This is a genomic window from Dyadobacter chenwenxiniae (genome assembly GCF_022869785.1).
GTDB classification, from domain to species: Bacteria; Bacteroidota; Bacteroidia; order Cytophagales; family Spirosomataceae; genus Dyadobacter; species Dyadobacter chenwenxiniae.
In genome coordinates this window covers 2,511,534-2,525,615 of the sequence record NZ_CP094997.1, presented here as the reverse complement: position 1 = coordinate 2,525,615, position 14,082 = coordinate 2,511,534, and the positions used below count along the sequence as shown (strand labels likewise).

Genomic DNA, 14,082 nt, shown 5'->3' with positions numbered 1-14,082 from the left:
GAGATTATATCAGGATTACCCTCGTTCGGTTAAACGATCCGGCCATCCTGAGCACCTTCAATTTTATCGACAGTGTTCTTAATCGGCCACGCGCATGTAATCCCGTCGATCTTGGGCTGTTGGCGGGTAATCCAATTCATTATCTTAGTGATTTGAATGCACTGCTTTGACAGGTTTTCCCAGAACATCCAGCGCCGAGCGGAAGCCCTTGGCAAGCGTTGTAGCCGGGCCGCGTCCATAGTAGTGCAGGAAGATAATCCTTGGGTTTTCACCAAACATATGGTTATGCAATGCTACCACTTCCAGATTATTGGCTCGTAGTGCTTTAATGACCGTATTGACTTCGTCTTCCAGCATCGCGATATCGCCAGCGATATGGGCACTGTCCTTATTACCAGCAAAGCTTGCCCAGGAGTTGAGCCCAATTGCAGCGGTCATTTCTGCACCCATTGCCATGACGGTCAGATCGTCGCGCCCAACGGTGTACTTATATGTTGGCCCGTTTACGACCCCGGTATGCCTGACAACTGCGTCGAGCGCCGGTATATCAAAGAGTTCTTTACCTGTTGCAGTGGATGGAGCGGAAGGTACAGGCTGGTTTTTAGGAGAAATTTTGGCATCTTTAATAGTAGCCGCAAACTTTTTGGCCAGATCTTCCGGGCTACCCATGCCGTGCAAGTGCATATAGAAAATGCGGGGCTGCTCGTAAAAGAAGTGGTTATGGATCGCGCCGATTTCAAGGCCATTGGCGTGCGCGGCCGAGATCAGGGGGTTCACTTCTTCTTCCAATAGCACGGTGTCACTCATCAACACTGCGGATTTGCCGTCCAGTGTTTTCTTGATCGAAGCCCAGCCACCGAATCCAAATGGGATCGGGACAGGTTCCCCTTTCACCGTGACTTTAAGGTCGTTACGAGGAAGCGGGGTTGTATGGACAGCCTGTCCTTCATTGTAAGTCCCTTTTTTACCCATGGCTGCTTCAATGGCAGCAATCTCTTCCGGGGTTAGTGGTGGCGTTTTTGCCAGAGCGCTCCCAGCTTTTACAGTGGTTGCACCCAACAATCCAGCGGTTGTAAAATAAGAACTTGCCTTCAGCCAGTCCCTTCTGGATAAAAATAATTTGGTCATAGGTTATTGAAGTTATCAGTGGTTGTCAATCGAAAATTATAAACGCTTTAAAATGTTATTCTTTTATAGCATTAGTGCGCAATATTAACCAATCGCAAATCTCTGTGATAGAATGAAAATGACAGATTTGTATAGAGATTACTTTTTAGCCAAGTTTTTCGGAAGTCTGACATTACAGAATCCGCCCACCATGTGTGCAGTTATTGGTACAAGAAATCTTATTGCAGTATCTTGCAGCCATAGGGATTAAACCGTAATATGCCACGATTTCAGGTTATGTGCGGATTTCAAAAAATTGAGCAAAACCCAATGGGACATTCGACGCCTCAAAAAGGGGTGGCTGTGAGAAGGTTCAATCGTTAACGGTGTTGGGAGGTCGGGATTAAACAAACAAGGAAAATATATCAATAACAATCTATCACATGAGTACAATCGAAAAGGCTTCTGCACCGGCGGTACCGATCTCAAAAGCTTTGGTGTCAAACGGATTCTTGTTCATTTCGGGTCAGATCGGCTCTGCTGGTGGACGGCTGGTAAGTACTTCCTTCGAGGATGAGGTACGGCAAGTGTTTACGAATATTGAGACGATACTTAAGGAGCATGAATTGACTTTCAGCCACATTGTTAGTGTTACGGTGTACTTAACGGACATGAGGCATTTCGACGAACTGAACGCGGTGTACCAAACTTATTTCGTTGACCGCTATCCAACCCGTACCTGTCTGGCCGTGGCAGGTTTGCCCAAGCAAGCGCGGGTTGAATTAACCACAATTGCTAGTTTCGAGCAAAAAACGAGCTAGGCGTACAACGCACATCGGATTTCCGATCTGGCTGACACCCTTGTCTTTCTTCCAAACAAGAACAGACGGTTACCGAGATGCAAACAAATAACAGCGCGTTTTGAAACTGTTTATTGATGGTTAAAAGCGCTATGGCCATTTCTGAAAAACAGGCTTGGTAGGGGCTGCCGGCTTAACTGCGGTTGACCAAAAGTCTAGCGGGTTCTCAAAATAAAAACGCCAACCGGTGATGTCAAGTGGTTTGACAAGGTAGGCGTTTGCCTGCTGCCTGTAACAATCATCGATGTCCTGGGTGCGGTCCGAATAAGTAAAAACCACTATTGGAATGTTTTCCAAATGATTGAAATGTAGCGATTTGCGTATGAAAACCCCCAGGATTTTAATGATTTCAGCAGGGATCATTTCGACATGTTTGCTGGTGTTCTTTTTTCAAAAGTTGAAATCTTCTTCCACGACATCCACTGATGCTCTAGACTCGACGTTCCACGAGCATGTTATCGGTACATTCGAGCTGAATGAGCAGAGTCTTACGCATTCATTCTCGCATTATGCATTAACATTGGACAAGCACACTGATGAGGCGTCTATCAACAAATTGCTTGCTGAGATCCCGGACGCAGAACAGCTGATCATTACCATTTTAATGCCTGGAACCGACTTTGCTTCTGCACCCAACGCGCTCAGTGAGGTGCGTAGCGGAGCGTATGACGCCAAGATCGAGGCATTCTGTCGTGCACTGGCAAATAGATCCGGCACGATTTATTTGCGCTGGAATCCCGAAATGGAAGTTCCTGTGCAACTATATCCCTGGCAATATCAAGCACCGAATGACTATATTGAAGCATTCAATCACTTTTCGAAATTGTCTAAATCGGTTTTTCCGGCAGTCAAAATTGTCTGGGGAGCGGCGGGTTATCCTGGCACAGATGAATATTGGCCGGGCGGTGCGTATGTGGACAATGTAAGCATAACGATCAATGGTAAATCCGAATCGAAAGCGACTGCTTTCCCGGCCGTGAAAGACCTGGAGGTGAATGTCAGACGGAAAATACAAAGGATGCGAATGTTTGGAAAGCCGGTTCTTGTATTGAATGCGGGAAATGATCATGAGGCCGATGTCAAAACGGCACTGACGAACGCTGCGGCCACTACCAGGCGAGACGCTGCCTATTTGTATCAGATTGAGGACACAGCAAGTGCTTCAAAGATCGAGGGGAGGGGAGAACCGCTTATCGGTGTTTATGATCCGAAAAAATTGCTGGTCAATTCCGGACTGTTAGGCGCAGAGCATATTTTTATTGATCTGGAAAATGTGCAAAACGGCCAGTTCGAAAAAGAGTTCAATGCAATCGTTTCCCGGCAGCACGACGCGATTGTGAGTATAGAGCCATGGCGAGATTTGAAAGTCCGAAAAGATTCGAATGTGCTTGGCAACGTTATTAACGGCGTTTACGATGCGGAATTTGCTGAAATCTACCGCGTTCTTTCGACTGGTAAACAAACTGTGTACCTGCGTTTTGCGCATGAAATGGAGATCCCAATCCATAGATATGCGTGGCAAAGTCAGGATCCCGCGCTTTACATCAAGGCCTTCCGGTATTTTATGAATTTTGATAAGTTAAAAAATAAACGCATCAAAAAAGTCTGGGGCCCGGCAGGTGACCGGGGTTCGATGGAATGGTGGCCCGGCGGCGATGTTGTGGATTACATCAGCATTGCCATTTACGGTTTGCCCGATAAAAATATAACAGATCCCGAGAAGCAGGAGTCTTTCGAGGCCATTTATAATCGGAAAGCTTATCGAATGCGGCTGGCAAACAAGCCGATCTTTATCACTGAATTCGGCGTAAAAGGCCCGGAAGATTTTCAGCAAAAGTGGCTGTCCAAAGCCGCCAAAGTCATTGGCTCCCACCCGGAAATACGGGGTGTCAGCTACTTCAATCTTGCCGATAATCCCAAAGTCTGGGGGAACATCCCGGCTCCGGATTGGAGCGTCAGCAAGGAAACATTTCAGCATTTTGTGACAACTTTGTCAGAAAGCCGATGACTGTGCTGGCAGCGGTGTGTTCAGGCTGGAATCAATGATGTCGATCACTGTATCATCATGGAGCACAAATAAATAAAGCTTATAGGTTTCAGGATGTTTGGGAATGCTTAGGGTCAAGTCCGGACCGGTGCCAACGTCCTTTGTGGAGACGAGGTTGTAGAAATGGTCCATTCGGACAAGTTTCCATTCGAATTTTAGGCTGGTCTGCATGTTTTTTGCCAGCGACCACTTTCCGTCCTTTTTGATGACCGCATGGTAATCGAGGAGAGTGCCGGCAAATGTTCCGGCAGCGGGTCTTAAAATTTTGATTTTTGGTGAGATCAATGGTTTTGCACCACCCTTCCATCGGGCTGCCAGTTGTAGATATGAATTTTTTTTACGGCCGGTCAGGTCTTTGACAGCATCAAAACTCACGCGCCCGGAAGTGTGTACATCCTGCCAATTGGAAATAAATATACCGGCTGAATCACCTGAAAGCTTGTCATAAACATCAAAAGCAGCATAGCTGATGAAATGCGGGAAGTTTTTCGGGATGGTGTCCTTTGGCGCGTTGTCGTTATAAACGAGGCCATAAGCGGCGATTTGCGGAATGGCAGATCGAATCCTGGCAACGACGCCAGGCATTCCCTCCGATACTTTAATGTCCAATGTGATCGGTCGTCTCGGATCGGCGATTTTTATTTGCAACACCAACTTTTTAAGCCAGCCCAGATAAGCATCCTGCTGGTAAGTAAGATCCGACTGTTGATAATACAGGCTCAGATTCTGGAAAACAGCATTCCCGATGTTCCACGAAGTGATTTTTGGGTTTGCCTTATTCTTTCTGACGGTTCGCAATATCGTTTCTGAAAGCGCTTCCAGGCTTTCTTTGTCCGCTCTAAAATCAAGATCGTCCGGGACCCAAAATCCATAATGCAGATCCATCGCTTGCTGTTCGGCGATCCGTAGAATGTTATGATCGTAAAAGCTTGGGCCGTAAAATTTCACGGTGTTAATGCCCATCTTTTTCATTTCCTGAAAATCGGCGACAAGTTCTTTTTTGGTAAACTCGTGATAATCATTTTGCCAATCCGACCCTTTCAGATAGTTTATCCCCCGCGTTCCTTTAAAGGAGCTTGCTGCTGTGGAATTAATAGGGGAAGATAAATCAGCAACCGCCGATTCCTGCATTGTGGAAGCTATTGGCTTGTTTCCTAGAGTAATCTGCCCAGGCATTTGATGCCCTGCACTTTTCTCAAACCCAGGTTCATTTTCTAGAAACTTAAATTTTGCGTTGTAGATCCAGACACCGAGCAACAACAATGTAACCAGCATGGCTGTGCTGCGCAGGCCGGTATAAAGTTGGTGTCGTAAAATCCATAGGGCTCCTTTTACAAATTTTACACGGCCCATCACTGCATCCAGCCACGGATGACTTGCCCGCAGGAGCCGAAACTGTTGCTGCCGGCTTGCTGCAATGGTAAAGCACATAAAAAGACAATTCAGTCCGGCAAAACCCGCCATTACCAGATTGTAAGGGTTCCAGTCTGTGAGTAACCCGTAGCCAATTGCAGCAGCCGAAACGCCCAGCACAACCAGGTTCGGGACATTGAGCGGCCAGTTGTTGGCTTCATTTCCATCCTTCGGCGTTGGTACATAGGGCACTTTCTTCCCGATAATTGTATAAACCAGACCCAGTATAAATATCCACCAGCTGCCGATCAGCAACAATCCGCCCACCATGTGAAAACCACGTTCTTCTTCTTCCATCACCCACCATTGCACGAAGTGCCGGATTAGCACGATGGATGCGATCAGGGGAAACACAGCCAGGCCAAATTCCGAGACATCCATGCGCATAGGACTTATATCAAAACACAAGGCAATAACCGGGATCAGAAAGTTGATCAGGTAAATAATGCCGGACATGTAATGCAGGGGAAGTATGCCGTAATGCAGCTTTTGCCGCCATGTAAACTGGCTGAACAATTTGGGGTAAGCCGTGACAAGTAAATCGAAAACACCCCTCGACCACTTCAATTGTTGTTTGTAATAGGCAGAAAGCGTTGACGGCACCAGCCCGCGTGCCATAACTTCGGGCACATATACCGACTTCCATCCTTTGGCGTGCAGCTGCATGGACGTATGCAGATCTTCCGCAAGGCCAGCCGCATGCCCGCCAATGGAATCTAATGCTGTCCGTCGAAACGTGCAATTTGCGCCAATAGCGAGCACGGTCCCATATTTGTTCATGGTCATCATTATCGGCCCGTAAAACTGGTAGGTCTGCTGGGCCGCACCCTTGGCGATAAGGCTTTCGTCTCCGTTTTTGTATGCCTGAACAACCTGCACATAACCGATTTCCGGATGGACGAAATGCGGGACAATAGGGTCTAGAAAATCAGGAAGCGGTACGTGATCCGGATCCAAGACGACGCATAACTCGCCGGTAGACTGTTTTAAAGCATTGTTAATGTTACCGGCTTTCGCGTTTCTCTTATCCGTCCGCGTGACATGATGCACGCCAAGCTGATGACAAACTTCTTTCAAAAAAGGATCATTGGCTTCGTCGCACAGGTAAGTTTCATGCGGGTAGGTGATCGCTTTAACTGCTTTAAGTGTTTCAAGGATCATCTCATAAGGCTCACCCGCACAGAATGTTGTGAATATGTCAACGGTGAAATTCCTGTTCAGTGGCGGAGTCTCCGGCACAGTAATGTAAAGATAATGGTACCACTCATACAGCAGTTTCAGGCACGTAAACAGGAGTGTGACCATCAGCATCCAGTAGAGCGGCGCATATCCGCGCACGGAGCGGTCCAGGACATTGTAAAGAAAAAATACGATTGCAAGGCATCCAATGAAGATCATCACCCGAAGTGTGATAAGCTCTTTCTTTGACGGAGGTGTGATCGATATGCGCTTCATCGGTCGCTCACAACATAAAAAGGCGTGTTACACGTAGCGAAATTGCCATTGTAGTCATATATTTTTGCAAAAATACGGTAAGGTCCTTCCTCCATGGGCGATGTAAACTCGGTGGTCAGCTTCCCGGCAGGTTCGATTTTCCTATCGAGCGGGAGAAGTTTGCGCGTGCTGTTTTGCCCGTTTTCTTTATACCAATCTTCTCTGAATATTTCCCACCGGACAGACATAATGCTGTCTTTCTCATGCATAACCAGTTCCGGGCGCATCGTTTCTCCTGGATTTAGTAAAATATTATCAGCAGCGCCCTTGTTATTGAGCAGCATGTAACGGATCTGCGGATAGTGCTCCTGTGGAAGCTTTCCTGTCCAAATAGATTCCATGATGGCAACGGGCTCGGACTTTCTGCCGGATTCGTCAAATATGCTGAACCAGGTATGGGTAGTTTCCTGCTTACTGCCCCAATAAAAAATGAAATTTCCTACCAGTCGAGGGTCTTTCACAGGCATTTCCTGTCGATAACGGTTGAGGATAACGTCAGCCTTCTTTTTGCTTGGATTTTCAATGAAAGCACCCCAGGCGGTACGCTGGGTTCCGGTCCATGGGCCATCTGTTCCCCATTCCAGTAACATGTAAGGTCCGTTCCAAAACCACGAAAAGCTTTTCAAATCTTCTTTGAGCAGGCTTATATTGTTAAAAATGTTAAATGAAATCAGATCAAGGTCGCAACGCAGCTGAATATTGGCAATGTATTTCCGGTTGAAATTCAAGACTGTCGTCGTGACCGGATGATTAGGATCAAGATGCCGGATCATTTTTGTTATTGCATTGAACGCATCATAAAAATTGTTGTATGAAGGATTGTAAGGAAAGTCCAGCTCATTTCCCAGACACCACATTAAAAGTGCGGGGTGGTTCTTATGTCGGTCAATAAGAGACTGAAATTGAGACAATTGCCGTAATACTTTAACAGGATCATTGTAAAGATCAATTTGATCACTGTTCTGCATGGGAAGACCGGCGATAACGGCAATGTTGTTCGCGTGCGCGCTGTCCAGAATCTGTTGCAGGTGAGTAGTGTCCCATATACGAAGACAATTCCCGCCAGCCTCCTGCAGCGTATGAAAGTTTGATGCCCCACTTGCGCCCTTAATCCCGAATGCTTTTCCATTCCGCAATACAACGTAGCCGCTGTCAGATTTCGCAATGCGAACTATCGCCGCGGAATTTTCTTTTACGTCTTGACAAGCCAGTAAAGTGACGTATAGGCAAGTGCTGAAAATGATGGAATATACGATGTTGTTTCCCGACGAAATAAGGCTGGCAATGTCAGAAAAGGGTTTATTGAGATTCACAATCACTAAAATACGAAGATATGGGAAATTTCAAAACTCTTACTGATGCCAACCTGGTGGAGAACTGTGTAGAGCGAACTTTCAGAGAGAGACTGCTGCATCGCTTTTGTAGCGACGGCGTTTGCATACTTCTATTTGGGACGACTGGTGCCCGGTGATGGATTCACCAAAATATCAACTATCAGATGGATACTATAAGTCCAGAAAGGTCTGCTTCACAGCGATCGTGCGCCTCAGATTGACAACGTCGTCAATGTCCGGAATTGTACCATAACCTGAACAGCTTTTGAAATGTAGCAAACCTTTAATATTCGATCGTATAATTTTCTACATGGAGATAGTAATATTCTAAACTGCCCACAGGTGGTTTCCGGTCTTTTTCATAAGGCAGATAGCTTCCGGAAAATCGGACTTTCATGCCCTCATGTTTGAGCACATCCAGTTCATCACAATAAAATCCTGCAATTTGTGAATCGTAGGAACCCTGAACTGAAACGTATATGGCCCAGCGGTTCTCATATTGATTATAGCTGACTATCCCCAACTGGTTTTTAGCCTCTTTTGCAGGTTTTCCGGAAAAGCAGCTGCCCAAGTCAGGCAACTGGCTTTCCGTATCGTCGTCGCAACCAATCATTGCGGCTAAAAATATTGGTATTATGATTGAACCGATGATCTTTATTAACATAACTATCCCTTTTTATCTATAAAAGACAATGGTCGCTCAGTGATGGTTGTAACCAACAATGATATAATTGAAATATTTACAGCGGCGTTTGTCTATCCTATCGGATCGCGAAATTGCTCCTATGCTAAAATTGAGGGTTTAAGAGTAACATTAATTTAATAAACAGTAGATTGTTACGCAGTAAATTTGGAGTGACAAAATTTACAACCAATGAAGAAACTCCTTTTCTACCTGGTGCTCTTGCCAACAATCACTTTTGCGCAGCAGGTCTATCAGATTCATGAAGTTCAGCAGAAAGCGGCGCCTTCCGGCGGCGACGCGTATCTCGAGCAATTCATCAATGCCAACATGCAAGTCCCTTTCGAGAGCACAGTTAAGGGGGTAAATGGACGTGTATACCTGAAGGGCATTATAGAGCCCAACGGACACATTTCCCACGTCGAAGTAGCGCGTGGCTTAAACCCGCTCTGCGACCAGGAAGCCGTGCGGGTAATAAGCATGTACAATGCCTGGAAACCGGCAGAGCAGAACGGCCTGAAAGTCAGGCAGGCGATCATTGTCCCAGTAACTTTTAAAACAGGTCCACTAAATACCTATGACAGCACGCAAACGGCGCTGATAGGATATTTCGATTCGAAAAACGCGCCAACCACTGATCCCAAAAAGTATGAATACCGCAGTATTACCCCCGTGGATGCGCGAGGATATGTAAAGGGAGATGTGATTTACGAAGAAAGGTCTGGCAAAAAATGGAATAAAGTTGGTACAGCCACTTTCTTCCGCGAGCGTTTCTGGTACAAGCCCGCCCTGGCCGGAAGCGATTCCGTTCAGGCCATGCGCATCGGCGCAAGGGACGAAAATGGGGCCAGCCACGCTACGGAGCTTGTTGAACACTCAAATGGACAGCTACTTGCCTACACCGAATTTGGCGCATTTAACAGGGCAACATTGGAAAAAACATACGATTTACGCGGAATGGTCCGCTCAGCAAAAATTTCCGGTGATAGTGTTAATTCCTATATTCGCTGGTTTGCCAACGGACAAATCGCATCCATATGGGACGAAACAACGCGCACGCCGCCGAATGTTGAGTTAATCACCTTAATAAATAGCTGGGACTCGACTGGAAATCAGCAACTGAGAGAGGGGCAGGGTTACTGGAAATCTTTCAATATAACGCCGCAGGGCAAATGGTTTTTAGAACAAGGTGCTGTCTCCCGGGGCCTGAAACAGGGGAAATGGATCGGCAAATGGGCTGATAGCACGGTATATTACGAGGAGGTCTACGAAAGTGGGATCTTGAAAAATGGTTTTGCAATTGAAGATGGGCAGCGAGTGGAATATGAGACCGCAAAAAGCAATCCACAATTCAAAGGCGGCGTCAAAGAAATGTACAAGTTTTTGGGTATGAATATAAAATTTCCCTCCCTGGCCTCTCGTGCCCGTGTTTCGGGACAAGTCAGAATATCCTTCACGGTTTGCGAAGACGGTTCGGTTTGTGATTATAAGGTGGAGCAAGGACTGGGTTTTGGTACTGAGGACGAGGCAATGCGCGCAGTGAAAATGATGAGCGGCCATTGGGAGCCTGGTACCATGCGCGGCAAACCTGTCCGGGTCAGGTGCCAGGTTCCTATCAATTTCCAGTCAATATAAGCGTGCCATCAAAATAAGAACCGCAATCCAAAAAATCATCACCGAAATGTTCAAGAATATGAAGCACTTTTTCATGCCAATCGTTTTAGCCTTGATTTCCCTTCCCACATTTGGTCAACTATTCGTTGGTAAGGTAGATATTGATAAATCTGACAGCATTAAAGTTATTGAAGTCATGATTGCGGAAAAAATGTCTAATAAGTATGTCGATGTATATATTGATTTTGGACAGAAGAGCAATTTCAAGGCAGGCAGCATTGATAATAATCCAGACGATCAAAGGATTACAGATTCTACAACAGGAAAGCCGGTCCGGTTTAAGTCCACAGCAGACGTACTTAATTTCCTGGAAGCCCACAACTGGGATCACTATGATTCTGTGATTATTGCCGATAGGGGCGAAAGGTTATTTTATTATTACCTCAGAAAAAAGTAACAAACATTAGAAGAGAAAGCGTGTTCGCAAAACGACCTCCACATCTAATTTAATAAACAAACCTTATTTAATTAATCCCAATTCAGATAGTGAATTGTATATCTAATATAAAATAAGTTACTTAGAGGCACTTTGCTACGATCCGTGATCCCCCTTTCAAATGAAGAAAACAGCTTACATTCTGCTTGTTTTATGCGCCATTCTGGCAAGCTGTAAGAAAAACAGCGGGGACACTGATGTTTTGCCAAAGCCCGAACCGGAGCCAACAGGGCTAGTGACGGCTGGCGAATTTTTGAAGGGCTTGCAGGTTACCGGCGCCGAGGCAGTACAGTTTGATTCCACTAACAACAGTTACGTTGTGCGCTTACCGGATGGCTTTGCGCCTGACCAAGCCGAAGTCCGCCTTGCCCTGAAACCCAACATTGCATTGGAAGATGCTACCGGCAAACTGAGCGCAGACAGCGTTATCCATTATAATTATCACGGAACAAGTGCGTTACCGTTTCGCCTGAGGCGCAAAACCAGCAGCAGGTCATTTGATTTTGAGGTCTATTTTAGGTTTTCAGGGGCTCCACAGATAGACCTGCTCGAAAAGCAGCTTCAGGTGTATCCATCTTATACACAATTTCCTTTGCGCTACCGGGCAAATGTCGGGAGCATCCCTTCCGGTCCGGGAAGACCTGGTCCTTTGGTCAAAATCTTCAATACCAGGACAGGGCGGACAGTAACCACCCGCTTCAATGATCAGTTTGCAGTGATAAACAGCGATTTAGGCGAGAATGTACTGACAGATGATTTGATGAATGTGGAGGTTACACTTGAAGGTCAAAAGTCTGTGATTTTTGAAGGCGTTAAATTCATTAAAGGAAAGGCTGTGGTTTATCCCAGCCCGAGTTATAAGTATCAATTCCTGTATAAAGATACCATACAAGTATTCGGCGACAATTTTGTTGCCGGTCAAAAGTACTCGGTGCGTTTCTCCAATGATTTCCTGGCTAACCCCATGGTAGCAGCCGCGCGCATTGTTGATGGCAGATCGCTGTCTGTCGACAAGATTCCTGCTGATTTGCCGGAAGGGTCTTACCTGATGTCTTTTTATGAATCAGACAGATTAATGGGAAATGGCACCCTGCATGTGTCTTACCATGAAACCAATGCCATTGAATCCATTTGGAAAGGCAGCCTTTATGGAGTAACCGGCCGAAGCGCGGACCCTCTGTCAGTTGGTAGGGGAGAGTCTTTTTTTGTAAAGGCCTCGCCAGTCTCGTACGGGCATCACGATTCAGACTTTAACGTAAATATGCTGCCGCGTCTGCGGCTGAGATTGGCGGAAAAAACAGTTGAACTTGATCCCGAGCTGGTCGTTTTCCACTGGGGAATAGCGGGGATAAAGATCGGTTTTGGCAGATACACTATTCCTCCGAACCTTCCCGCCGGTAACTATGATGTGCGGGGCCTTTTTGTAAACAATAGCGAATCCAAATCTTACTGGTCCAAATTACAGGTGAAGTAAAGCAAAAAGATATACGTGAATTTGTAAAAATATTCAACCAAGGAGTGGATTATTGACTCCCGAACTAATTGTCAAGTATTTCTAAAAAATGTTTAAATATAAATTACTTGCTGCCTTGCTTCTCATCATTCAGGGGTGTGCCATTCATGAAACACCTTTGGAAGATGCTAACACTGTTCCGGAATCAGTGCATAACCTTATTTATGAGAAGTTTCCGGATGCCAGAAACCTATCGAGCATTGTTATTGAGAAGAATAAAGTGTATGAGGTTACCTTTAAATTAAATGATGACAAATATTCAGTAGTCGCAAACGGCAAAGGCATTATTTCCACCGCAAGAACTACCGGTGAAGCAATACCGGATTCATTGGTCAACAGGTTAAACAATACTATCATTAAGGGCGGGACATTTTCAGACTACCGCATAATTACCCTCATTGATGGATACCCTCCGCATCCTACCGTAAATTATCGCCTAAACGGCACGGACTTTGTCCTGACTCTTGCGGGTTCGGTATTTATGGCCCCATATACTAAAATGATTCTCTTATGGAACCTTTCTGACTTGCCTGATAAAATTGTACAGTTCATTGATAAACGAAACAAACCTAATCCTGCGTTTGTCAATACGCTCGTCAATTTAAATCAACAGACCAGGGATTCGTTGAAAGTCAATAATGAACTCTCCTTTAGAGGTGCGATCCTCTACGTGAATAGTGACGGGACCAAAACATACGAAGTCAATGTGTCTTATTTCGGTGCTACCTCACAAAGATTGTTGTTCAATGGTAGTGGAGACCTTATTTGGGTAAGTAGCTTCAATGCAATTAGGCAGTATGATCAGGATCTAACTAAGAGGAATTTCGACACCAATCTGACACTGAAGGAAATGATGACGTTTACGGATATATTACGCGCATCCTCTCATTTTTTTGGGTTTAGTCTTGACGTTAGCGACAACCTCCAAAACAGTTTCAGAAATGAGTATGCCGGGCTCACCAGTTACACCTTGTTCTTATCCAATAACTCGCCTGACCGATGGACGCTCTACTATGATGCTAACAAGAAACTAATATTTCCAGTGTATTCTGCTGGGTGGTGATGAATCAAGTGAGATCGATATGAATATTTCGACCAATATTCATTATGTTTTTAAATAACATCTCCCTGGAATTTTGATGAGTTAAATGATTTCATAAAGAAGGCTTTTTAAAGTTCGTTCGTGGATTTTGAGAGAACCCGAAAGCGTCGGTTGATCAAAAAATTACTTTACGTTTTCTGTTAAAGTGACGCAACGGTTTACCTGGAAAAACCTGTCTTTATTGTAACTCTAACTCAACTCCGAATGCACGCAACAGTCCAGGCACTGCTATTTCTATCAGGCAAAAAATCACCTCCTTTAATAAAAGAGTCGATTAAGAAAGGGCCCCAGGACAATGAGGTCGGGAAGGTATTTGTTGAAAAGTTGTTTGCAAGATGTTTAGACTCCGATTTGCGGATACTGGCGACCTCGTTCGTGATATTCGTATCTGTGCTGCTGCTAACTTATCCTAAATACCTG

12 protein-coding genes are annotated in these 14,082 nt (G+C 45.4%); 6 read left to right on the top strand and 6 right to left on the bottom strand.

Translation table 11 applies throughout. The annotated features are described in order from the left end of the window. Window positions 1-29: 29 nt before the first annotated feature. Together MUK70_RS10330 and MUK70_RS10325 are read right to left on the bottom strand one after the other, a co-directional pair. Complete coding sequence (locus MUK70_RS10330) at window positions 30-140, bottom strand: chromate resistance protein ChrB domain-containing protein (RefSeq protein WP_234656257.1); 111 nt, start codon at window positions 138-140, stop codon at window positions 30-32. Between the two features lie 4 nt (window positions 141-144). Further along, window positions 145-1,128 (bottom strand): DUF1259 domain-containing protein, encoded by a 984-nt coding sequence (locus MUK70_RS10325; RefSeq protein ID WP_234656258.1) that lies wholly within the window; start codon window positions 1,126-1,128, stop codon window positions 145-147. Window positions 1,129-1,550: 422 nt separating this feature from the next. On the opposite strand from MUK70_RS10325, the gene MUK70_RS10320 reads away from it, so the two are divergent. Next, window positions 1,551-1,928, top strand: a complete 378-nt coding sequence (locus MUK70_RS10320) for a RidA family protein (RefSeq protein ID WP_234656259.1) — start codon at window positions 1,551-1,553, stop codon at window positions 1,926-1,928. Between the two features lie 129 nt (window positions 1,929-2,057). On the opposite strand, the gene MUK70_RS10315 is transcribed toward MUK70_RS10320, so the two are convergent. Beyond that, entirely contained in the window at window positions 2,058-2,330 is a 273-nt protein-coding gene (locus tag MUK70_RS10315; RefSeq protein WP_234656260.1) for a response regulator, read from the bottom strand. A gap of 34 nt (window positions 2,331-2,364) precedes the next feature. Between MUK70_RS10315 and MUK70_RS10310 the strand changes: the two genes are divergently transcribed. Next, on the top strand, window positions 2,365-3,975 hold the full coding sequence (locus MUK70_RS10310) for a glycoside hydrolase family 26 protein (protein WP_234656261.1): 1,611 nt from the start codon (window positions 2,365-2,367) through the stop codon (window positions 3,973-3,975). On the opposite strand, the gene MUK70_RS10305 is transcribed toward MUK70_RS10310, so the two are convergent. From MUK70_RS10305 to MUK70_RS10295, 3 genes are all read right to left on the bottom strand, one after another. Further along, on the bottom strand, window positions 3,961-6,882 hold the full coding sequence (locus MUK70_RS10305; protein WP_234656262.1) for a glycosyltransferase family 2 protein: 2,922 nt from the start codon (window positions 6,880-6,882) through the stop codon (window positions 3,961-3,963). The two genes, MUK70_RS10310 and MUK70_RS10305, sit on opposite strands and share 15 nt — an antisense overlap. Continuing rightward, the gene (locus MUK70_RS10300) at window positions 6,879-8,234 is read right to left on the bottom strand and encodes a glycoside hydrolase family 2 TIM barrel-domain containing protein (protein WP_234656263.1); all 1,356 of its coding nucleotides are present in this window, start codon (window positions 8,232-8,234) and stop codon (window positions 6,879-6,881) included. Before MUK70_RS10300 ends, MUK70_RS10305 begins: the two co-directional genes overlap by 4 nt. Window positions 8,235-8,538: 304 nt before the next feature. Further along, window positions 8,539-8,919, bottom strand: a complete 381-nt coding sequence (locus tag MUK70_RS10295) for a hypothetical protein (protein WP_234656264.1) — start codon at window positions 8,917-8,919, stop codon at window positions 8,539-8,541. A gap of 210 nt (window positions 8,920-9,129) precedes the next feature. On the opposite strand from MUK70_RS10295, the gene MUK70_RS10290 reads away from it, so the two are divergent. The 4 genes from MUK70_RS10290 (at window position 9,130) to MUK70_RS10275 (ending at window position 13,623) form a co-directional block, all read left to right on the top strand. Next, window positions 9,130-10,572: an energy transducer TonB gene (locus tag MUK70_RS10290; RefSeq protein ID WP_234656265.1), complete on the top strand. Its 1,443-nt coding sequence runs from the start codon at window positions 9,130-9,132 to the stop codon at window positions 10,570-10,572. A 58-nt stretch (window positions 10,573-10,630) separates the two neighbouring features. Further along, the gene (locus MUK70_RS10285) at window positions 10,631-11,008 is read left to right on the top strand and encodes a hypothetical protein (RefSeq protein WP_234656266.1); all 378 of its coding nucleotides are present in this window, start codon (window positions 10,631-10,633) and stop codon (window positions 11,006-11,008) included. Window positions 11,009-11,168: 160 nt separating this feature from the next. Next, a complete protein-coding gene (locus MUK70_RS10280; protein ID WP_234656267.1) occupies window positions 11,169-12,521 on the top strand; it encodes a hypothetical protein in 1,353 nt (450 codons plus the stop codon). 88 nt (window positions 12,522-12,609) lie between these two features. Next, window positions 12,610-13,623 (top strand): hypothetical protein, encoded by a 1,014-nt coding sequence (locus MUK70_RS10275; protein WP_234656268.1) that lies wholly within the window; start codon window positions 12,610-12,612, stop codon window positions 13,621-13,623. Window positions 13,624-14,082 lie beyond the last annotated feature (459 nt).